This window comes from Nocardia sp. CA-151230, from assembly GCF_050942175.1.
Lineage (GTDB): Bacteria > Actinomycetota > Actinomycetes > Mycobacteriales > Mycobacteriaceae > Nocardia.
Genome location: NZ_CP192061.1, coordinates 6,114,187 through 6,138,006, shown reverse-complemented (window position 1 = coordinate 6,138,006; position 23,820 = coordinate 6,114,187). Strand labels below are relative to the sequence as shown.

Here is a 23,820-nt window from a genome sequence, read left to right as displayed (position 1 = left end):
GCGAAGGGGCATCATCCCGCGAGTTGTCCTGCGATCGAACCTGTCGCCCTACGGGCGCTCGACAGTCTGTCGATGGCGATCACTTCGCCGACCATCGATGTCCCGACCGGTGGGCTGGGGACCGCCGACGATTCCTTGAATCCGAGGCGGGCGTGCAGCCGGCGCAACGGCCGTGGCGCCCACCAGTTCAGGTCGCCGGCGATCCGCATGAAGGCCGGGACCAGCACACCGCGGATCAAGGTGGCGTCGACGAGGACGGCCAGTGCGGTGCCGATACCGAACATCTGCATGAACGACAGGCCGGTCGCGAACGACAGCAGTGTCACGGTGAGCAGGGCCGCCGCGCTGCTGACGATGCGCCCGACTCGGCCGAGGCCCTCGATGGTGGCCGCGGTGGTGTCCGCGCCGGCGTCGTGGGCCTCCTTGATGCGGCCGAGCAGAAAGATCTCGTAGTCCACCGAGAGGCTGAATGCGATGCAGCACAGCAGCACCACCATCGCGATATTGAGCGGTGCCGGGGTGAAGCCGAGCAGCCCGGCCAGGTGACCGTCCTGGAACACCCAGACCAGGGCGCCCAGCACGGCCGAGAGCATGAAGATGTTCAGCACCAGGGCCTTGATGGGCACCACGATGCTCCCGGTGAACAGGAACAGCAGCACCAGTGTCGCCCCCGCCATGATCGCCAGCGCCGGTGCGAGCCGGCCGGTGATCGCGGCGCGGCTGTCGATCAGCGACGCCGTCGGCCCGCCCACCGAATGGTCACTCGGTAGTGCGCGAATCGCCCGCACCAAAGCCTGCGAAGCCGGGCTCTGGACGGTCGTCGACGGTTGTACCTCCACGAATCCCGTTGTCCCCGAGAGGAATCGGGCGGCAGCCGGCCCGGGTGCGGTCACCAGCACGCCACCCTCGTACCGCCCGAAGGCGCCGTCGACGTGGCGGACGCCGTCCATGGTCGAGATCTGCCGGGCGAGCGGCTCGAGCGCCTGCGGGTCGTGATCGGACAGTACGGTGACGGCGTGGGACATGTCCGCCGGGTAGTCGTCGCGGATCGATGCCGTGACCTGCCGGGCGGCGGAGTCGGCGGGTAGCGCCCGCTCGTCGGATGTCGCGAACTGTGCGTGCGCGAACGGGATTCCCATCAGGAGCAGCAGCGCCATGACTCCCAGCGCGGCCCGCAGCGGCCGGCGCGTGACGGCTATCGCGGTGCGCCGCCAGAATCGCGACGGCTGCGCGAGCCGATCGCGGCGGCGGCGCAATGCCAGGGCATCGACGCGGGATCCGAGCAGGCTCATCAGCGCCGGCAGGACGACGACCCCGGCCAGGGCGGCCAGCAGCACCACCACGATCGCGGCGATACCGACCGACCGCAGGAAAGACGTTGGAAACACCAGCATTCCGGCCATGGCGACGGTGACGGTGGCCGCGCTGAACAGGATCGTACGCCCGGCCGTCGTAACAGCCTCCACGACAGCCTGTTCCGGCTCATGACCGCGTTGTCGCTCCTCACGGAATCTCGACACCGTCAGCAGGCCGAAATCGATTGCGAGCCCGAGTCCGAAGGCGGTGGCGACGGTGAGCGCATACACCGACACCTCGGTGACGTGGGCCAGCCAGAAGAGCACCCCGGTCGTGGACACGATCGAGACGATGCCCACCGCGAGCGGCAGCAGCGCGGCCATCACGCCGCCGAACACCACGATCAGCAGGAGCAGAGTCGCGGGCAGTGCGATCGATTCGGAGAAGACGAGATCGCGGTGCACCCGACTCTCGATGTCATTGGTCATGCCGAGCTTGCCGCCGGCCCGCACCTCGATCGCGGGGTCGTGGGCGGGGAGGTCGTCGACGATCCGCTCGGTGGTCCGGGCCGCCGCTTCCGGGCTGCCGTTCGGGTGCAGCAACACCAGTCCGGACCGGCCGTCCGCGCTGCGCAGCTCCGGCGTCCCGGTGAACCAGTACGAGCCCACGACCGACACGTCCGGTTCCACAGCGATCTGCTGTGTCAATCGCTGTGCGGCCGTTGCCACCTCGGGGCTGCCGACATCGCCGTTACGCGCGGTCACCTGCAGGATCAGATCGGGGGAGCCGCCGAACCGGGTGTCGATGACGTCCTGGACATGGGCGGACTCCGAGTGCGGATCGTCGAATCCGCCGACCTTCAAATGCTGGGACACCCCGGCCCCCATCAGGCCCGCGAGCACGAGGACGACGGTGGTGAGGGCGAGAACCAGCCGGGGGTGTGCGACGGTCGCGGTGGCAAGGCGTCTCAACATGGCAGGCTCGCTTCGGATCGGGTGTATCGGCGCAGCAGCTGCCGCAGGTGCCGGAACAGAAGTTCTCTGTGCTCGGTGAGGTAGAAGTGATCGCCCGGAAGCATCCGCACCTCGTGGAAGCCGGTGGTGCACCCCGCCCAGGCGGCCAGGTCGAGTTCGCCGGCCAGCGGATCGGCGTCGCCGCCGAAGACGTGGATCGGGCAGGGCAACGGTGGCTCGGCGGCCTGGGGGTCGCTTGCGCACAGCCGCAGGTCGTCACGGATCGTCGCGAGCAGATCGCGCAGTAGCGCGGGAAATTCGAGCAGTTCTGCGGGCAGCCCGCCGAGGTCGGTGAGCAGCCGGATCAGTGCCGCGTCGTCGAGCGCGTCGGTCGGCGACAGCGCCGTCGGCAGCGGGGGAGCGGCGTACCCGGACAGCAGCAGTGCCCGGGGAGCGGTTCGCCCACTGCGATGGCGTCGGCAGGCCAACCGGTAGGCGATGAGGGCGCCCATGCTGTGCCCGAAGAACAGGTGCGGTTCGGTGAGGAATTCGTCCAGCTGGTCGTCGAGTTCCGCGAGCAGTGCCTCGAGGTCGGTGAAGCGGGCCTCTCCGGCGCGGCGCTCGCGGCCGGGCAGCAGCACCGGCCAGACCGTCGCGTGCGGGTGCAGCGCGCGCTGCCATCCGTCGAACAGCGAGGTGCCGCCGCCGGCGTGGTGGAAGCAGAACAACCTCGGGCCCTGCTCGTCGCCGGGCCGAATCAGATGCCGGGTCATGGCAATTCGGCCAATTCCTCGGCCAGCACCCGCACCGTGTGGCGGATCTGCTCCTCGGTGTGACACACGGTGACGAAGAACCGCAGCCGGGCCAGGTTCTCGGGCACGGCCGGATACAGGATCGGATTGACGTTGATTCCGCGCCGCAGCAACGCATTCGACAGTGCCAGCGTCTGCATCGAATCACCGACGATGCACGGGATCACGGGCGTGGCGAAGCTGTCGCCGGTGTCGATGCCGGCATTCCGGGCCAGTTTCAGGAACAGCTCCGACCGGGTCCGCAGCTGCTCGAGCAGTGCGGGCCGGGACCGCAGCTGCCGAATCGCCGCCAGCGATGCCGCGGCGTTGGGTGGGGTGATGCCGACGCTGTAGATGAATCCGGGGGTGGTGTATTTGAGGAACCGGATGAGCTCGGCGCTACCCGCCACGTACCCACCGCACCCGGCGAGCGCCTTCGACATGGTGCCCGACCACAGCTCCACATCGGCACGGTCGACGCCGAAACGCTCGCCGATGCCGGCGCCGGTCGCGCCGAGTACCCCGATGCTGTGCGCCTCGTCGATCATGAGCAGCGCGCGGTGCTTCTTCTTCACCGCGATGAACGCGGGCAGATCCGGGATGTCACCGTCCTGGCTGTACACGCCCTCGATCACGATGAGCACTCGCCGGTATTGATGCCGGATGTCGGTGAGCAGGCGGTCGAGTGCGTCGTGGTCGTTGTGCGGGAACGGCCGCCGGGTGGCGCCGGAGAGCTTGCAGCCCTGCAGAATACTGTCGTGCGCCAGGCTGTCGTGCACGATCAGGTCGCCCTCCCCGACGATGTGCCCGATCACCGTGACATTGGTGGCGTGCCCGCTGACCATCGCGAGCGCATCCTCGGTGCCCAGCAGGGCGGCGAGTTCCCGCTCGAGTTCGGCATGAATCGGTTTCTCTCCGGAGAGCAGCCGACTGGCCGAGCACGAGCTGCCGTACCGCGCGACCGCATCCTGGACCGCCGACACGACGGCGGGATGTCCCGACAGGCCGAGGTAGTTGTAGCTGGAGAAGTTCAGCACCTCGCGGCCGTCGATCACCGATGTGTCCCGGGTGACTCCGTCATTGACGAGGAAGTAGGGGTTGGACATGCCCAGGGACTCGGCCAGCGCGATGCGCTCCGAGATCGCCTCGACCTCGGGGAAATCCGCGATGCGATGCTGGGGTTCGACGGCCGGTCGGGGTTCGGCCACGGGTTCGGGTACAACATGCTCCCCGCGGTGACGCGCGACAAGTGTGACCACATCGCCGAGAGTCGTTGCGGGGGTGTACCAATTCGGCTCGACGACGAGTCCCGGGAACTTCCTGGCGAGGCCGCCGAACAGGTCGGCGATCATGATCGAATCGAATCCCAGATCGCCGCAGAGGGTTTGGATGGTGCTCACCTTGTCTGCCGGAAACCCGCTGACCCGAGCGACTTCGGCGCGGACCGCGGCCGAGATGGCCGGACCCTGCTCCACGGGGGTGGGCTGCACCGGCATTTCCGGTGCGGCCGAAGTGTTCCGGGTCGCGGCCGCGAGGACGGCGGTCTGCTCACGGAAGAGCTCGATCAGTTGATCCATGGTGGTGTCCGTGGTGTGTCCTGTTGTCGGAGTGGGTGTTTCGATGCGGGGTGTCGGGGCGTCGAACTGCGTCCAGAAGCGGTGGGTGGTGGCGAACTCGTAGCCGCCGATACGTTGCCGCACCCGGGCGGCGGGCTCGTAGAGGACGTCCCAGTCCGGGTTCAGGCCATCGCGATACAGGGCCGCGACCGTCGAGGCGAGCTCGTGCCCGGCCGCATCCGGCCCGGGGCAGGGCACCTGGATCGGCAGGTCGATCGAGGCGTGGGCGCGGCCGACCATCGGGGCCAGCGTGCGCCGGGGACCCACCTCCACGAGGTGGGTGGGCTCGGCTCGCAGCGCGGCCGCCGCGGCATCGGCGAACCGCACCGTGGCCTCGACGTGTTCCACCCAGTACGCGGCGTCCATCGGTTCGTCGGCGTCGAGCAGGCGTCCGCGCACGCTCGAATAGATCGGGATTTCGGGCCGTCGGTAGTGGCATTCGGCGGCCACCTCGGCGAAGGCGTCGAGCATCGGCTGCATGAGCGGCGAGTGGAATCCGTGCGAGACGGTGAGCGGGCGCGCGGTGATCCCGAGGTCGGTGAGCACCGCACCGATCCGTCCGACGCCATCGGCGGCACCGGACAGCACCAGCTCGCGTGGGCCGTTCACCGCGGCCACCGCGACATGGGGCTCGGCGGCGATCAACTCGGCCAGCTCGGAGGTCGTGCCGCGGACCGCGAGCATCGTCCCACCGTCGGGCAGTTGCTGCATGAGCCGGCTGCGGGCACAGACCAGCCGGCACGCGTCGTCCAGGCCGAAGACTCCGGCGACCGCGGCGGCCGCGTATTCGCCGACGCTGTGGCCGAGCAGCCACGCCGGCTCGACGCCGAGGTCGGTGAGCACCCGGGCCAGCGCGTACTCGACCGCGAAGATCGCCGGTTGGGCGAACTCGGTCCGGTGCACGAGTTCGCTTCCGCCGAGCAGCATTTCGGTCAACGAACGGTGCAGGTGCGGTGCCAGCTGTGTGTCCACCTCCGCGAGCGCTCGCCGGTAGGCGGGACTGTGCTCGTGCAGTGCACGCGACATCCCGGGATACTGCGAGCCCTGGCCGGTGAACAGCCAGCCGATCGACAACGGCTGCGCGACACCGGAATCGGGCCCCGCGCCCGAGGCGAACGCCCGCAGCGCCGACACCGCCTCCGTCCGGTCGGCGGCCGTGAATGCCAGCCGGTGCCGGCCGGAGGACTTCACGAGATTGCTCGACCAGCACAGCCGGTTCAGGGCGGCGGGATCGTGGTCGATGTGCTCGGCGAGCCGGGCGGCGTTGCGCCGCAGACCATCCCGGTCGTTCGAGGAGACGGTGAGCACGCCGCCGCCGTCGATCGCCGACGGAACGCTGGTCGCGGGAGCGCCGACCAGCAGTATGTGCGCATTGGTCCCGCCCATACCGAAGCTGCTGACGGCGCCGTGAATCGGACCATCCGGCAACGGCATCGGCTCGTGCAGCAGTCGCAGGCCGTGGGCGGCCAACCGCAGCCGCGGGTTCTCGTCGGCGGCGAACCTGGTGGGCGGGACGACGCGGTGGCGCAGGCTGAGCGCCACCTTGATCAGGCCCGCGATGCCGGCCGCGCCCTCGGTGTGGCCGAGGTTGCCCTTGATCGACCCGATCGCGCACGGCTGCGGCCGCTCGACCGCGTGCACCGCGCCCAGCGCCTTGGCCTCGATCATGTCGCCGAGAACCGTTCCCGTGCCGTGTGCCTCGACGAACGCGACCTGCTTCGCGGACACGCCGGCGCGCCGGTACGCCTCGGCGATCACCTGCTGCTGTGCCCAGCGGTTGGGCGCGGTGATGCCGTTGCTGCGCCCGTCGTTGTTCACCGCACTGCCCTTGATCACCGCGTGGATCGGCAGACCCTCGGCCAGGGCATCGGCGAGCCGGCGCAGCACCACCACCGCGACGCCCTCGCCGCGGCCGATGCCGTCGGCCTTGCCGCTGAACGGCTTGCACCGCCCGTCCGGGGCCGACAGGCCGGCCTGGGTGTAGAAGACATTGAGCGCGGGCGTGACGGTGATGTTCACCCCGGCGGCGAGAGCCTGATCGCATTCCCCTGCCGACAGCGCGACACACGCCTGGTGCACCGCGACCAGCGAGGACGAGCAGGCGGTGTCGATCGCCATACTCGGGCCCCTCAGGTCCAGCTGATAGGAGATCCGATTCGCGGTCATGAAATAGCCGTTGCCCGAACCCATTTGGGGCGTGATGCGCGCGTAGTCGCGCATGTGCACGGTCGCCCACTCGTTGGCCATGACACCGACGAAGACACCGGTATCGGACCCGGACTGGCGGCGGGGGTCGAGGGTGGCGTCCTCGAACGCCCGCCAGGCGGCCTGCACCAGCAGCCGCTGCTGCGGATCCATCGCCTGCGCCTCGCGCGGGGCGATGCCGAAGAACTCGTGGTCGAATGCGTCTGCATCGGAAAGGAATCCGCCACTGACGTTGTTGACCGATCCCGGTCCGCCCGCCGGATCGTGGAATTCGCCTGCGCGCCAGCGCTGCTCGGGCACCTCGGTGACGGCATCGGCCCCGGCCATCAGCAACGCCCACAACGCTTCGGCATTCGGCGCCTGCGGGAACCGGCAGTCGAGGCCGACGATCGCGATATCGGTCATGCGGTGTCCATCGGGCATGCGCGGCGGCTCCGCGTGGTCACGCTGCGCTGCCGCCTCCGAACCTTGACCGCTCATGCCGCCGACTCACGGTGCAGGACAGCCTCGTTCGCGATGAATCCGGCCAGCTCGGTGATCGTCGGATAGTCGAACACGACGGTGGCGTCGAGCTCGAGATCCCACTTGTCCTCGACCTCGCCGCACAGGCTCACCGCGGACACGGAGTCCAGGCCGAGCTCGGCCAGCGGCAGCATGGTGTCGACGCTGTAGGCGGGCTGGTCCAGATAGCCGGCGACCCGGTCGACGAGCCACTCGATGATCGGTGCTGCCGCACCGGCAGCCGTGCGCGTGTGCATCGTGGTGATCCCCTTACGGTTTCGGCTGTCGGATCAGCCGAGGGTGGCCAGGGCGCGGGCGCGCAGCCGCTGGACGGACGGTTCGATCTGTTCGTGCAGCACCGAGTCGATCATGTTGTCGAAGAAGGCCGCTCGCATGGAGCCGCGCTGCACCTTGCCGCTGGTCGTGCGGTGCACGCTGCGGTGTTCCACCAGCACCACGTTCGGCGCCGGCAGGTCGAACGCCGCGGCCACGGTGGCGCGGATGCGGGCTGCCAGTTCGGCGGGGGTCGATTCGCCCAATGCGGTGGTCCGCACGCCCTGGATCAGCAGCAACCGCTCCTGCCGGCCGGTTTCCACGGCCAGTGCGACTCCCAGCGAGTCGGCGAGTGCCGGGTGCTCCGCGCGGATGGTTTCCTCGATGTCGTGCGGGTACAGATTGCGGCCGTTGACGATGAGCAGGTCCTTCAGCCGCCCGGTCACGAAGACTTCGCCGTCATGGATCGCACCGAGGTCGCCGGTGCGCAGGTACGGTCCCCGCCCGGCGACGCGCGCACCGAACTTCTCGTGAGTTTCTTCCGGCCGGTTCCAATAGCCCTGTGCCACACTGTCTCCAGCGATCCAGATCTCGCCGATCTGACCATCGGGCAGCGCCTGCAGGGTGTGCGGATCCACGATCCGGATCTCCATTCCCGGTACTGCCGGGCCGTTACCGACCAGGCGGGTCCCGTGCTCGGCCGGCACCAGCCGGTGGGCTTCGAGCTGGGCTGGATCGACGGTCAGATACTCGAGCCGACGCCCGGGCGGGCTGATGGACCCGATCAGCGTCGCCTCGGCCATGCCGTAGCCGGGGATGAAGATGTCGGCGGCGAATCCGGCCGGGCCCAGCCGCTCGATCACCGCCTCGAGGGTCCGTGGCCGGATCGGTTCGGCACCGACGAGGGCACCCCGCAGCGACGACAGGTCGAGCTCCGCCAGCTGCGCGTCACTCACGCGCCGGGCGATCAGGTCGTAGGCGAAGTTCGGCGCGACAGTGGCGCGGGCGCGGTAGCGGTGGATGGCCTCGAGCAGGCTCACCGGTCGCTTGAGGAACGTCATCGGTGACATGAACACCAAGTTCGCGCCGTGGTACATCGGCTGCAGCAGCATGCCGATCAATCCCATGTCGTGGAAGTGCGGCAGCCATCCGACCGTGGTGTCGAGATCGGTGGCGTTCAGGACCGAGCTGGTGGCGGCCGCATTGTGCACGAGATTGCGGTGGGTGACCACCACACCCTTGGGCTCACTGGTGGAGCCGGAGGTGTACTGCAGGAATGCGACTGTGCCGGAATCGATCTCGGGCATCACCCAGGCCTCCGGATCACCGAGCTCAGCGGCGTCGGTCGCGGCGACCGACACGTGCACGCCCGCCTCCTGGGCCCAGGCGGCGAGCGGATCCCGGAATTCACCGGTCGTCAGCACCAAACCGGTCCCGGTGTCCGCGAAGATCCCCGCTACTCGCTGCATGCTGCGGGCATCGTGCGGTACCGGGGCGGGTACGGCGATCACTCCCGCGTACAGGCAGCCGAGGAAGGCCCGCAGGAATTCGAGTCCGGGGGGATACAGCAGCAGCACTGGCCGGTCGGCCTCCGGGCGTCGCGACAGCCAGACCGCCATCGCCCGGGCATCGCGGTCGAGTTCGCGATAGCTCGCCGGCTGCTCGATCAATTCGCGGCCCTGCTCGCGCAGATAGGTGTAGCGCCGGGTGTCGCCGTAGGTAGCGGCCTGCTCGCGAATGTGCGCGACGAAGGTGGACTGCATTCGTGAACTCCCGGGCTTTGATTCGTGCACCAGGTGCGACAGATTTGCTGGCATTTGTCGCACTACTTGGAAAAGAATCTTCCGGGTCGGCGGTTGTGCCGAATAGCCACCAAAGGTGGAGACCACCTGCACCCCCTGGGGCCACATTCCCGCTGGAGGGGCCCTGCTACCCGGCAGATACCTTGGCGGGCATGGAGCGGTAGGCGTGCAGGTTTCGCAGGGGATGCGGGATCGGTGGGCCGTCCAGGCGTAGATCCGGATACCGCTCGAAAAGGGCTCGCAGCGCGATGGCGCCTTCCAACCGCGCGAGCCGGGCTCCCAGACAGCCGTGTATCCCGCTGCTGAACGCGAGATGCTCCGCGGCGTTGTCCCTGGTCACTTCGAATTGCTGGGGGTCGGGGAAGACCGCGGGATCGTGGTTGGCTCCGGCCAATGACAGCAGCACCAGGGAACCCGATCTGATGTGCTGACCATCGATGTCGACGTCACAGTTGGCGACCCGGCCGGTCATCCGTACGGGACCGTCGTAGCGCAGGATTTCCTCGACCGCGTTCGGCCACAGCTCCGGCCTTGCGGAGAGCAGTTCCAGCTGGTCCGGATGGTTTGTCAGCAAGGCGATTCCGTTGCCGAGCATGTTCACCGTCGTCAAGAATCCGGCATCCAGGAGCAGGGCCGCATTGGCCACCTGCTCGCGGCGGGTGAGTTCGTCGTTCGCCACCAGCATGCTGAGCACGTCATCGCGCGGCTCGGCTTCGAGCCGATCGAGTTGCTGGTCGAAGTACTGTTTGACTTCGGCCAGGTCTTTGACGGCGTCGCGATAGGTGGTCCAGGCCAGGCCGCGTTCGAGCAGCGGCGCACCCGAGTCTCCCCATTTCAGCAGGGTCGGATGCATGTCCTCCGGCAGCCCGAGAATTTCGGCGATGATCGTGACCGGCATCTGCGCGGAGAAATCGCTGATCAGATCGGGTCGAGGATTCGAATCCAGGCGGTCGATCAGGTCATCGGCCACTTCGGCAACTCGCTCTTCGAGTGCCGCGATCGCCTTCGGGCCGAATGCGTGCCCGACCATGCGCCGGTACCGGGTGTGATCCGGCGGGTCGGTCACCAGCATCGAGGGCGGTTCCCCGATGTTGGGAAGTCCCGGATCCGTCTTGGCCAGCATCCAGCGGATCGGCTTCGGCAGGGCTGGATGATTGGGCGAGACCACGCCGAAGCGCCGGTCTCGCAGGATGAGTCGGCAGATTTCGTAGTCTGCGGTGATGTGCACCCCCGATATCCGGGGAATCCGGCCCTGCTGCCGGATCTCCTCGATATACGGAGATGAGCCGAGCAAGCTGTCCGGATAGAGGGCGAGATTCCCCAGCGGCTCACCCCGACGCGCCGACCATCGGAGATAGGTCCGCAGGAAGCCGTGCATGAGCAGCCACCGAGTCCATGTGCGAGTCAACATCGTCACCTCCACACCCTAGGGCTCCCTATGATAGTGATTCGCTATGGACTCTCGCAGCTGCTGGGGGTGATGGAGTGACGTTCGGATCGGGCGAGGGGCCCACCATGGGCAGGCGTTGTTTCGTCAAGGGCGTCGGCGCGGCTGCGGCGATGCTGGGCCTTGCGGGCGTAGGCGCGGCCACGTCTGTCGCACGGGCAGACTATTTCGGCCAGAGCCCGAAGACACCGATGTATCGCGTGCTGGTGCCGGAGATCTTCGCACCCCTGCCGGATCCCGCCGACCATGTACCCGCGATCGTCGTCGGATCAGGGTTCGGGGCGTCGGTCACCGCGCTCCGCCTGGCGCAGTCCGGGATCGACGTCGCAGTGCTCGAGCGCGGATCGCGCTGGCCGAATGATCCGTGGCGCAACATCTTTGTCATCGACACGATTCCGGACGGCCGCGGCTTCTGGCATCGCACCACCTTCACCGGGGTGAACCGGATCCCGGTGCCTGTCGATCCGTTCGGCGGGGTCCTCGATGTTCGCAGCTATCCGGGCATCGACGTGTGGCGCGCAGCGTGTGTCGGCGGTGGCTCGGTCGTCTTCACCGGGGTGATGATCGAGCCGGAGCAGCGGTTCTTCGATCGGGTGTTCGGCGGCACGGTCGACTATCGCCAGATGCATGACATCTACTACCCCAGGGTCCGAGAGATGTTGCGGCCGAGCCCGATACCGGACGACATCTACGGCTCCTACGCATTCACGCACTCCCGCGCCTGGGACGAACAGGTCCGCGCGGCCGGATATACACCGCAGCCCATCGACGGCACCTGGAGATGGGACATCATCCGCGACGAGCTGGCCGGGCGATCGACGGCCTCGGCGACGGTGGGCTGTTCGAACCTCGGCAATTCCAACGGCGCGAAATTCGATCTGAACCAGAACTACCTGCGCTTTGCCGAGGACACCGGCCGCGCCCGGATCTACCCGGGCCACCGTGTGGACACCATCGCCGAGGTGCCGGGAGCGCCCGGCCGCTATGCCGTGGCCGTGACCAAACTCGCCCCGACCGGCGAGGTGCTCGGCACCCGGACGCTGACCTGCGACATGCTGTTCCTGGCCGCGGGCTCCCTCGGCACCTCCGAGCTGTTGGTGCGCGCGCAGGCGACCGGCGCGCTGCCGAACCTCAACGAGCACGTCGGCCAAGGCTGGGGCACCAACGGCGACGTCGCCCTGGCCCGCCCGTTCACCGCGCTCGATGTGGGCACGCAGGGTGCGCCTTCGGCGAGCCGGATTCTGGACGAGGCGGGCGCACCCGTGACGCTGGAGAGCTGGTTCATACCCGGCACGACGCCCTTCGACATCGGGTTGCTCGGATCACTGGGCATCGTGCTCGACAACACCCGCGGCCGGTTCGTCTGCAACCCGGCCGACGGGCGTGTGGACCTGCTGTGGCCACCCGGTGGCGCCGCCGGCTATCTCGCGCGAGCGCGCGAAGTCAACGCCACCATGATCGGCAACGGTCAGCCTTTTGCGCGATCGGGCCTGGATGCGGACGCGTCGTTCACCGCCCATCCGTTGGGCGGCGCAGTGATCGGACGCGCGACGGACGGGTACGGCCGGGTGCGTGGTTACCGGAACCTCTATGTGATGGACGGGGCGGCGGTGCCCGGTAGCACCGGGACGGTGAACCCCGCGTTGACGATCAGCGCGCTGGCAGAGCGCAATATCGAACAGATCATTCGTTCTGGCGGGTAGTGGAACAGTCCGGCGATACAGTCGAGAGCTGTGGACGAGACTCCGGTCGCACACCGTCGGCGGTCGCTCGCCGAGCGGGTGGCGATCCGGCTGCTGTACCCGACATTCCGGCCCACCGCGGAGTCCTTACGGGAGGCCGTCGCCGGCAAGGTGGTGCTGGTGACCGGGGCCTCACACGGTATCGGCAAGGCCAGTGCGCGGAAGCTGGCCGCCGCGGGGGCGGTGGTGCTGCTGGTGGCGCGTTCCCGGGCCGAACTGGAACGGCTGGCCGCCGACATCACGGCCGCCGGCGGCGTAGCCCACGCCCACCCGGCCGACCTGACCGACCCGGATGCCGTCGATCGGCTGGGCCGGACGGTGCTGTCCGAGTACGGGCACATCGATGTGGTGATCAGCAACGCGGGCAAGTCGATTCGACGCCCCATCGCCGAGTCCTACGACCGTTTCCACGATTTCACCCGCACCATCGACATCAACTATCTCGGCCCGGTGCGGCTGCTGCTGACCCTGCTGCCCGATATGCGCGCACGCGGGCACGGGCACATCGTGAACGTCTCCACCTGGGGTGTGCTCATGCCGCCGAGTCCGCGCTGGTCGGCCTACGGGGCCTCGAAAGCGGCCTTCGACGTCTGGCTGCGCAGCGTCGCCCCCGAAATCGCCGGTGACGATGTCACCACCACCTCGGTCTACATGCCGCTGGTCCACACCAGAATGAGCGCCCCCACCGACTTCGGCCGGATGCCCGCTCTGACCGTCGACGAAGCCTCCGACCTCGTCACGCACGCCGTCACCGCCAAACCCCGCGACATCGCCCCATGGTGGGCAGTCCGGGTCCAAGCCTGGTCCGCCGTCCACCGCGACCAGGTCCAGCGCTTCATGGAACGCAGGTTCCGCCGCTGAAGACCGGACCGCGGGCGGGCCGCGCCGGCGTGTCGTCCCCATTACTTTTCGGCGGCATTCTTATCGCAAATGTATAGCCATTGCATCGCACCGGATAATTTCGAAGGCCGACCGGCGCAAATGCGGGAATGAAGAGATATTTAGTCGTCGAATCGAACGTGGGAAGTCACTGAATCGTTGCTGTTCGGTCGTAGCGGTGTTCCTGGTGAAGTCGTCGGGGGAGTGCCCAGCGCACCGCGCACCTTCCTTGTGGATATGGAAACTATCCCGGCGTGCGGCGGTGTACACGAACGTACCGCTCGGCTTATACTGGCCGCGGTCGGGGTTTGCAGGAAATAAGGCGCGAATAAAGCGCGGTCCAGGGTTAAACGAGGGATGTAATGACTGCACCGCGACCGCAGCCCGACCCTGGCCGAGGATCGAGCGGAAATGCCGAGCCGGGCGCGTCAAACACACAGTTGATACCGCTGTCTGCCGGGCAGCAGGGGTTGTGGCTGGCGCAGAAATTGAGTCCGGATGTGCCGATATCCGAGGCGCAGTATGTCGAGTTCCATGGCGACTTCGACGTTGATCTGCTGCGTGAGGCGGCGATTCGAGCCGGCCACGAGTTCCAGTCCGGGTATCTGCGACTGGTCGAGACCGACGGTGAGCCGTATCAGTGGTACGACCCGTCGCTCGAGATGGCGGAATCGGTCATCGATGTCCGTGGTGCACCGGATCCCGTCGCAGCCGGCGTGGAATGGATGCGCCGGGAGTACACGGCACCGCTGGATATGACCCGGGACCTGTTGGTCGCAACGGCGATTGTGCAGGTGGGGGATCGGCGTTATCTGCTGTACTGCCGGAGTCATCACGTCGCACTGGACGGCTACGGCGCGATGATGATCGTGAACCGGATTGCCGAGTTGTACACGGCGGCGGCGCAGGGCCACACCGCGGAGCCCAATCGGCCGGCAGACATCCGCGCCCTCTACGAGGCCGAGCGCAGCTACCGGGAGTCGAAGAGGTTCACCGACGACCAGGCATATTGGGTGGACCGACTCACCGGCGTCTGTGAGGATTCCAGCCTGGCTGCCGGGCAGGCGCCCGCGTGCGCGGACAGTGTTGTCGCAATCACCGAACTGTCGGCCGCGACGGTGGAGCGGATCGAACATTCGGCGAAAGCGGTGGGGGCGAGCCCGGCCGCGGTGGTGATCGCCGCATTCGGCTGTTACCTGGGCCGGAAGACCGGCCGCGACGAGGTCCTGGTCAACATTCCCGTGTCGGGTCGCACGACCGCCGTGCTGCGGCGATCCGCGGGGGTATTCGTCAACGTGGCACCGCTTCCGATCGTCCTCGATCCAGGGGGCACCGTCGCGGCGCTGGAGCTGCGGGTGCAATCCGATCTGGTGGGTGTGTTGCGGCACCAGCGGTGCGGCCTCACCGACATTCGCGCCGCCATCGGGACCCGTGGCGCAGAGCACCGCTTCGCGGGCCCTGTCGTGAATGTGATGCTCTTCGACCAGAAGCTCCGACTCGGGTCGGTGGCCGGCGAATTCCATATCCTCAGCTCCGGCCCGGTCGAGGATGTACTGGTCGACGTGTATCGGACCGGGGATCCGCCGCGGACGCTCCTCCAGTTCTTGGCCAATCCCAACCTGTACACCGACCTCGAACTGTCGGCGCACAGCACCGGATTCGCGGCGTTCCTCGACGAATTCGCCGCCGCCACATCGGATACCGAGCTCGGACAGGTCGACCCCGGAAGTGTCGCCGAAAGCGCCGCGATCCGCCGCCACCGCGAGAACCTGGCGTTCTGGCGGGATACCCTTGCGGATCTTCCCGAGGAGCTTCGTCTGCCGTTCGACAGACCGCGACCGGTGGCGATGTCGAATCGGGGTGCGACTGCGGAATTTTCGTTGGATGCGGCCTTGGTTCGGGGGTTGGAGGATTGTGCTCGGCGGCATGATTCTTCGTTGTTCACGGTGGTTCATGGTGCGTTGGCGGTCTTGCTCGCGCGGATGAGCGGTGGCACCGATATTCCGGTCGGCACAGCGGTCGACGATGTGATCGGGATGTTCGCGAATACCGTGGTGTTGCGGACCGAAATCGATTCGGGGGGGTCGTTCGCTGATCTGCTCGGGTGGGTCCGGCAGGTCGATCTGGATGCGTTCGATCATGCCGATATCCCGTTCGAGCAAGTGGTGGACCAGCTGTCTCGGTCGCGACATCCCTTGTGCCAAGTGATGCTGGCATTCCGGAGCCCGGAACCTGTCGAACCGGAACAACTCGACCTCGAACTGCCGGCGGTCGGCCTCTCCAGCGAGATATCCTGCTTCGACCTGCAATTCGTCCTGTCGGCAGACCACGGCGGCAGCGACATGACCGCCGCGGTCACCTTCGCCACGGATGTGTTCGATGCCGCGACGATCGATTCTCTCGCACGTCGGTGGATCCGGATTCTGGAGTCCGTGGTAGCCGATCCGACGGTTCCGGTCGGAGCGATCGACGTGCTCGAGCCCGCCGAGCGCGCCGATCTGCTGGCGCGTCACGGTGCGCCCGCGGTGGCACCGGTCACCCTGCCCGAGCTGCTCGCCACCGCGGTCGCGGTGGATCCTGATGCGGTGGCGATCGTGTCCGGCGGCCGGGAGTTGAGTTACCGGGAGGTGGACGAGCGTTCGAATCGGTGGGCTCGGCAGCTGATCGAGCGGGGTATCGGTCCGGAAGATGTTGTCGCGATCGGTATGCCGCGTTCTGCGGATTCGGTGCTGGCGGTGTGGGCGGTTGCCAAGTCGGGGGCTGCCTTCCTACCGATCGATCCGGCCTATCCGGTCGAGCGCGTCGCCCACATCGTGACCGATTCGAGGGCGGCGGTCGGCCTGACCGTGGCATCCGCCCGCGCACGGTTACCCGATGACATCGATTGGCTGACAGCGGATTACCTCGATGAGGGCGATGACCGGCCGGTCACCGATGGTGATCGGGTGCGTCCGTTGCGTGTCGACGATGTCGCCTATGTCATCTACACCTCCGGATCGACCGGGCTGCCCAAGGGCGTTGCGGTCACTCATCGAGGACTGAACAACTGCGCCGTCACGCACCGGGATGCCATCGGCATCGGAAACCGATCCCGCACACTGCATCTGGCTTCACCGAGCTTCGATGTCTCGGTCCTGGAACTGCTGTTGTCGCTGTGCTCGGGCGCGACGATGGTTGTCGCACCCGGCGACAGCTTCGGCGGCGACGAACTCGCCGAACTCCTCGACCGCGAACACGTCAGCCATGCGTGTATTTCACCCTCGGCACTGTCGACCATCGACCACACCCGTTGGCTGTTACCGGATTTGGGGCATCTGATCGTCGGTGGCGAAGGCATCGGCACCGACCTGGTCGAACGGTGGAGTGGTGATCGCGAACTGTTCAACGAATACGGGCCCACCGAGACCACGATCGCGGTCACGCTGGCCTCTCTGGCGGCAGGGGAGCTGGTCACGATCGGCCATCCGATCCGCGGTGTTTCGACGTGGATCCTCGACCAGCGATTGCAGCCGGTGCCGGTCGGTGTGGCGGGTGAGCTGTATGTCGCCGGTGGCCTGTTGGCGCGGGGGTATTACCGCCGGGCCGGGTTGACGGCGGATCGGTTCGTGGCGTGTCCGTGGTTGCCGGGTGAGCGCATGTATCGGACCGGTGATGTGGTCCGATGGTCGCCCGATGGTGAGATCCAGTATCTCGGCCGGTCCGATTTCCAGGTCAAGATTCGCGGTCTCCGTATCGAGCTCGGTGAGATCGATTCCGTGCTCGCCGGTCACGAGAGTGTCGGTTATGCCGCCACGATCGGCTATCGCGCCGAATCGGGAGCTCAGTCGCTGGTCTCGTATGCTGTTGCCGCGCCGGGGTATTCGATCGATCCAGCACTTTTGGCGGAGTATGTCGCCGATCGTGTGCCGTCGTATATGGTTCCGTCCTCGATCGTGGCGCTGGACCGGATCCCGTTGACACCCACGGGCAAGCTCGATCGCAAGGCGCTGCCGGAACCGGTATTCGCCGACACCAAACCGTACCGGGCACCGCGAACACCGACCGAGCATCTCATCGCCGAGACATTCGCCGATGTGCTCCACCTCGACACCATCGGTATCGACGACTCCTTCTTCGCCCTCGGCGCAGACAGCTTGGTCGCGACCCGGGTCGCAGCGCGCCTCGGAGCCGCGCTGAATATCGAACTTCCGGTGCGACTGCTGTTCGATGCGGCCACGACCGCGGAACTGGCCACCCGGATGGAGCAGGAGGCACTGACGGGGCGGCGACCCCGCCCACCACTGATCGCCGGTGCGCGCCCCGATCTCGTGCCGTTGGCGCCCGCGCAACAACGAATGTGGTTCTTCAATCAATACGACACCGCCTCCGGGGCATACAACATGCCGATCGCCCTTCGGCTGCGTGGCGAATTGAACGTCGATGCCCTGCGGCTGGCTCTGATCGATGTGCTGGCCAGACACGAATCCCTGCGGACGCGGTACCCGGATCACGACGGAATGCTGATCCAGGTCATCGAATCCGTCGACCGCGTGGACCGAGAACCCACTCTGACGACGGTCTCGTTCGGCCAATTGGTTCCGGCAATAACCGAATTCGTGACCGAAGGCTTCGACGTGAGCACCCGGGTGCCGGTGCGCGCCCGGCTGTTCCACGTGGCCGATGCGGAGGAGCCGGAATACGTGCTCGCCGTCGTGGTGCATCACATTGCCGCGGACGGCTTCTCGATGGCACCACTGGCTCGTGACGTGACGACCGCGTATGCCGCCCGGATCCGCGGTGAGGCCCCCTCGTGGACACCGCTGCCCGTTCAGTACGCGGACTATGCGCTGTGGCAGCGAGCTACCCTCGGCTCGCCGGACGAACCGGAATCGCTGAGCGCCCAGCAGATTCGATTCTGGACAGATGCACTGGACGGAGTTCCCGACGAGCTTGATCTGCCGTTCGACAGGCCGCGTCCGGCGGTGATGTCGAATCAGGGCGTGACGGCGAATTTCACGTTGCGCGCGCGGTTGGTTCGAGCGTTGGAAGACGCTGCGCGGCAGCACAATTCTTCGCTGTTCATGGTGATTCATGGTGCGTTGGCGGTGTTGCTCGCCCGGATGAGTGGGTCCGCCGATATTCCGGTCGGCACGCCGGTGGCGGGGCGTGGTGTGGCGGAGCTCGACGATATGGTCGGGATGTTCGTCAATACGCTGGTATTGCGGACTCAGATCGATCCGGGGGAGTCGTTCGCCGATCTGCTCGGCCGGGTGCGGCGGGTCGACCTGGATGCCTTCGACCATGCCGATATCCCGTTCGAGCAAGTGGTGGATCAGCTGGTCACGCACCGATCCCAGGCTCGCCATCCGCTGTTCCAGGTGATGCTGGCATTCCAGAACCTGGAACCGGTGAAGCTGGAACTGCCCGATCTCGAACTGTCGGTGGTCGACCTCCCCAACAACGTTTCCCGCTTCGACCTGCAATTCATACTCTCGCAGGACCACGACAGCGGCGCCATGACCGTCGCGCTCACCTTCGCCACGGACCTGTTCGATGCCGCGACGATCGATTCTCTTACCCGCCGGTGGATCCGGATTCTGGAGTCGGTGGCCACCGACCCGACGGTTCCGGTCGGGGCGATCGACGTGCTCGAGCCTGCCGAGCGCGCCGATCTGCTGACCCGCCGCGGTGCCGTTGCAGCGGCTCCGATGACGCTGCCGGATCTGCTGACCGCGGCGGCTGCGCGGGATCCCGACGCGTCGGCGATCGTGTTCGCGGGGCAGCAGCTGAGTTATCGGGAGTTGGATGAGCGTTCGAATCGGTTGGCGCGACTGCTCATTCGCCGAGGTATCGGTCCAGAGGACACGGTCGCGATCGGAATGCCGCGTTCCCCGGACTCGGTGCTGGCGATATGGGCGATTGCGAAATCGGGGGCGGCTTTCCTGCCGATCGATCCGGGCCATCCGAGGGAACGCACCACACACATGATGACCGAGTCGGGGGCGGTCATCGGGGTGACCGCGCCGTCTGTGCGCGCCCAGTTGCCCGACGATATCGACTGGTTGACAACGGATGACCTCGACCGCACCGACACCGTCGAGGCAGCCGACGACCGGCCCATCACCGACAGCGAACGGATACGTCCACTGCGTATCGACGATATCGCCTACGTCATCTACACCTCCGGATCGACCGGACTACCCAAGGGTGTCGCGGTCACGCATCGAGGACTGCACAACTGCGTCGTCGAGCACCGCGATGCCCTGAGCATCGAATCCGATTCTCGTACACTGCATATGGCTTCGCCGAGCTTCGACGTGTCGGTTTTGGAATCGCTGTTGCCGCTGGGTGCCGGCGCCACCATGATCATCGCGCCCAGCGATGTCTACGGCGGCGACGAACTCGCCGACCTGATCGCCCGCGAACGGGTCAGCCATGCCCTCATGACACCGTCCACGCTGTCGACCATCGACCACACCCGCTGGCCCCTACCAGAGCTGACGCACCTGATAGTCGGCGGCGAGGACTACGGCACCGAAATGGTTCGGCGCTGGGGTGACGGCCGCGCCATGTTCAACGAATACGGGCCCACCGAAACGACCATTGCCGCGACACTGAGCACGCCGTTGGTGGTGGGTGATGTGGTGACGATCGGTGGTCCGATCCGCGGTGTGTCGGAATGGATTCTGGATCAGCGGTTGCAGCCGGTGCCGGTCGGTGTGGCTGGTGAGTTGTACATCGCGGGTGGTCTGTTGGCTCGCGGGTACGACGGTCGGGCGGGTACGACCGCGGAGCGTTTTGTCGCGTGTCCCTGGATACCGGGTGAGCGGATGTACCGGACCGGGGATGTGGCTCGGTGGACGGCCGACGGGGTGGTCGAGCACCTGGGTCGTTCGGATTTCCAGGTGAAGATCCGGGGTCTGCGTATCGAGCTGGGGGAGATCGATTCGGCGCTGGCGGCTCACGACGCTGTGGGTCATGCGGTGACCGTTGGCCGTCGTGGTGATTCCGGGGCTCAGTCGTTGGTTTCGTATGTTGTTGCCGCGCCGGGTTGTTCGATCGATTCGGCGGTGTTGACCGAGTATCTGGGTGATCGGTTGCCGTCCTACATGGTTCCGGCGTCGATCATGGTGGTGGATCGTATTCCGTTGACGCCGATGGGGAAGCTGGATCGTAAGGCGCTGCCGAAGCCGGTGTTCGCTGGAGACAAGCCTTTCCGGGCGCCTCGGACATCGGCCGAGCAGACTATTGCCCGGTGTTTCGCGGATATTCTGGGTGCCGAAACGGTCGGTGTGGACGATTCCTTCTTCGCCCTCGGCGGGGACAGCATCATGTCGATCCAGCTGGTGACTCGGGCCAGAGCAGCGGGCGTGGTGTTCTCCCCGCGCGACGTGTTCGAGCACAAAACTGTCGCCGGACTCGCCCGGGTCGCCATCCACGAGGGCGCTGCCGCGACCTCCCTCCCGGCCGAACCGCCCGGCGCAGGCGTGGGCCCGCTACCGCTGACGCCGATCATGCGAGAGTTGCTCGAGCGGGCGGGGTCGGCGTGCGGCCGCTACTCGCAGGCGATGATGCTGGACCTGCCGGCGGGGATGGCCCGGCGGCAGCTGACCGACGCCGTGCAGGCGGTACTCGATCGGCACGACATGCTGCGTGCGCAACTGACCCAGGGTACCGACGGGCAGTGGACGTGGGAGGTGTTGCCGGCCGGAATGATTCGCGCCGACGACGTTCTCGTGCGGGTGCCGATGGAAGCGGGGCACGGCGAGTTCCGTGCGTTGGCCGAGGCCGAGCTGGATGCCGCTGCAGACCGGCTCGATCCGGGAGCCGGGATCGTCACGCAGGTGGTCTGGTTCGACCCGGTGGACACGGCGGAGCCGGGCACGGTGCTGGTTGTCGTTCATCGTTCGGCGATCGATGGCGTCTCCTGGCGGGTGCTGGTACCCGACCTCACGGCCGCGTGGGCGCGGACCGCCTCCGGCGAGCCGCCCGACTCGGCCCCGACCGGGACGTCGATGCGCAGCTGGGCGCACGGGCTGGTCGAGGCGGCCCAACGTCCGGAGCGCGCCGCCGAGCTCGCACGGTGGCAAACGATGACCGCCGGGAACGATCCGATGCTCGGGTCACGGCCCCTCGACCCCGCGATCGACGTGGTCGCGACCGCCCGCACGGTCAAGGTCGAGGTCGATCCCGAGACGACCGAGGCTCTGCTGACCATGGTGCCCGCGGCTTTCCACGGCAGTGTGGACGACGGGCTGCTGGCCGCCTTGGCGGTGACGATCGCGAGGTGGCGGCGCGAGCACGAGACCGCGACTTCCGCGGGCCCACCCGCGGACGTGACGATCCGTCTCGAAGGAAACGGCCGTGTGGAAGGCATTGTCCCGCGCTCCGATCCGGCACGGACGGTCGGCTGGTTCGCCACGAGTTTCCCTATGCGCCTCGATCTTTCGGGCATGGATGTCGACGATGCGTATGCGGGCGGGCCGGCGCTGGGGACAGCGGTCAAGTCGGTCAAGGAGCAACTCCTCGCCGTCCCGGACCACGGGATCGGCTACGGCCTGCTGCGGTATCTCGACGAGAATGCCGGACCGATCCTCGCCACCGCGCCGCCCCAGATCGCGTTCAATTACCTTGGCGCCGAAGCGATTCCGGCGGCCGGATGGGTGCCGGTGGACGCCGGCGATGCCTCGGGTGCGGCAGAGCTCACCGGCACACAGCCTCCGGATATGCCGGTGCCCGCGGTGCTCGACATCAATGCCGTCGTCGTGGACGACGCGAACGGTAAACGGCTGCGAGCGATCTGGTCGTATCCCACGGGTGTCCTCACCGCCGATGCGGTGCGTGAGGTGGCGGAGTCGTGGCGCTCGGTACTGACCGCGCTGGCGGCGCATGTCCGCCGTGCCGGGAGCGGGGGACGGACGCCGTCGGATCTGGCGCTGGCCGGGCTCGGACAATCCGAGATCGAGCGGCTCGAGGAGCGGTATCCGGCATTGAGCGACGTCTGGTCCTTGGCTCCACTGCAACAGGGGCTGCTGTTCCACGCGCTGGTGTCCGAGCAGTCGGTGGATGCCTACATCACGCAGCTGGTCCTCGAGCTGCGCGGCCGGGTCGATCCGGGGCGGCTGCGCAGAGCCGTGCACGTACTCCTCGACCGGCATGCGAATCTGCGCGCCGCCTTCGTCACCGACGCCGGACCGGTACAGGTGGTCGACGACGACGCCGAGGCGCCATGGACGGAGCTGGACCTGTCCGGGCTGGATGATGGTGCACGCGAACGCGAGTGGACGCGGCTCATGGCGGCGGACCGCGCCACCCGGTTCGACCCGGCTCGTGCCCCGCTGTTGCGCTGGATGCTGGTCACCACCGGGCCGGAGCAGTACCGGCTGATGCTGACCAATCATCACCTGCTGCTCGACGGCTGGTCGACGCCGCTGCTCCTGCAGGAACTGCTGGTGCTCTACGCCACCGACTGCGACGCCACGATGCTGCCGCAGGTGCGCCCCTACCGGGACTTCCTGACCTGGGTCGCCCGGCAGGACCCGGCCGCGTCGCTCGACGCCTGGGCCCGTGCGTTCGACGGTGCCGACGAGCCGACCCTGGTGGCCGCGGCCGATCCACGCCGTCACTACACCGAATCGCGTGAGGTGCTCGGCGAACTCACCGAGGCGCAGACCGCGGCGCTGACCGGCCGCGCACGGTCCCACGGCATCACGCTCAACACCATGATCCAGGCGGCATGGGCGATCGTGCTGGGCGCGTTGACATCCCGGCAGGACGTGACGTTCGGTGCCGTGGTCTCCGGACGGACCCCGCAGGTCGCGGGCATCGAATCGATGATCGGGCTGTGCATCAACACGGTCCCGGTGCGCGTCCGACTCGATGCCACCGAGACCCTCGGGCAACTGCTCGACCGTATCCAGGCGGAGCAGGCCGCGCTGCTCGATCACCAGTTCATCGGTGTGGCCGACATCGAGCGGGCGGCCGGGCCGGGGGCGGTGTTCGACACGATGACGGTGTTCGAGTCCTTCCCGGTCGACCGCCATGGGTTGACCGCGGACACCGACATCGCCGGCATGCGGCTGGTCGACGTGACCGGCGCCGACGCGGCGCACTATCCGCTGGGCGTGGTCGGGCGGGTCGATTCGCGACTGCACCTCGAGATCAAGTACCTGCCCGAGTTCTTCGATCACGACACCGTCGCCGCGACCCTGCGTCGGATCCTGGGCGTGCTGGGCGACATTGCCGCCGACCCGGATCTGCCGCTGGTCCGGATGAATCTGCTCTCGCCGCAGGAATACCGCGAATTGGCGCCGGTATCAGGTGATCCCGCGATGCC

The 23,820-nt window shown here is 67.3% G+C and carries 8 protein-coding genes and 1 pseudogene; 3 read left to right on the top strand and 6 right to left on the bottom strand.

Going from position 1 to position 23,820, the window contains the following annotated elements:
- Positions 1–11: 11 nt before the first annotated feature.
- The 6 genes from ACQP1O_RS28925 to ACQP1O_RS28900 form a co-directional block, all read right to left on the bottom strand.
- The gene (locus tag ACQP1O_RS28925) at positions 12–2,270 is read right to left on the bottom strand and encodes an MMPL family transporter (protein WP_433561595.1); all 2,259 of its coding nucleotides are present in this window, start codon (positions 2,268–2,270) and stop codon (positions 12–14) included.
- Positions 2,264–3,022, bottom strand: coding sequence for a thioesterase II family protein (locus tag ACQP1O_RS28920; protein ID WP_433561594.1), 759 nt, complete (start codon positions 3,020–3,022; stop codon positions 2,264–2,266). Before ACQP1O_RS28920 ends, ACQP1O_RS28925 begins: the two co-directional genes overlap by 7 nt.
- Positions 3,019–7,266 (bottom strand): type I polyketide synthase, encoded by a 4,248-nt coding sequence (locus ACQP1O_RS28915; protein ID WP_433561593.1) that lies wholly within the window; start codon positions 7,264–7,266, stop codon positions 3,019–3,021. Before ACQP1O_RS28915 ends, ACQP1O_RS28920 begins: the two co-directional genes overlap by 4 nt.
- A gap of 71 nt (positions 7,267–7,337) precedes the next feature.
- On the bottom strand, positions 7,338–7,619 hold the full coding sequence (locus ACQP1O_RS28910) for an acyl carrier protein (RefSeq protein ID WP_433561592.1): 282 nt from the start codon (positions 7,617–7,619) through the stop codon (positions 7,338–7,340).
- A 33-nt stretch (positions 7,620–7,652) separates the two neighbouring features.
- Positions 7,653–9,398 carry a fatty acyl-AMP ligase gene (locus ACQP1O_RS28905; protein WP_433561591.1) on the bottom strand — a complete coding sequence of 582 codons (1,746 nt, stop codon included), beginning with the start codon at positions 9,396–9,398 and terminating at the stop codon, positions 7,653–7,655.
- A gap of 166 nt (positions 9,399–9,564) precedes the next feature.
- Positions 9,565–10,848, bottom strand: a complete 1,284-nt coding sequence (locus ACQP1O_RS28900; RefSeq protein ID WP_433561590.1) for a cytochrome P450 — start codon at positions 10,846–10,848, stop codon at positions 9,565–9,567.
- Between the two features lie 104 nt (positions 10,849–10,952).
- Here ACQP1O_RS28900 and ACQP1O_RS28895 point away from each other — a divergent pair, with 104 nt between their 5' ends.
- The 3 genes and pseudogenes from ACQP1O_RS28895 to ACQP1O_RS28885 all read left to right on the top strand — a co-directional run.
- Positions 10,953–12,587, top strand: coding sequence for a GMC oxidoreductase (locus tag ACQP1O_RS28895; protein WP_433567829.1), 1,635 nt, complete (start codon positions 10,953–10,955; stop codon positions 12,585–12,587).
- A gap of 30 nt (positions 12,588–12,617) precedes the next feature.
- The gene (locus ACQP1O_RS28890) at positions 12,618–13,487 is read left to right on the top strand and encodes an SDR family NAD(P)-dependent oxidoreductase (RefSeq protein WP_433561589.1); all 870 of its coding nucleotides are present in this window, start codon (positions 12,618–12,620) and stop codon (positions 13,485–13,487) included.
- A gap of 380 nt (positions 13,488–13,867) precedes the next feature.
- Positions 13,868–23,779 (top strand): annotated as a pseudogene (locus ACQP1O_RS28885) (amino acid adenylation domain-containing protein); the annotation flags it as partial.
- Positions 23,780–23,820 lie beyond the last annotated feature (41 nt).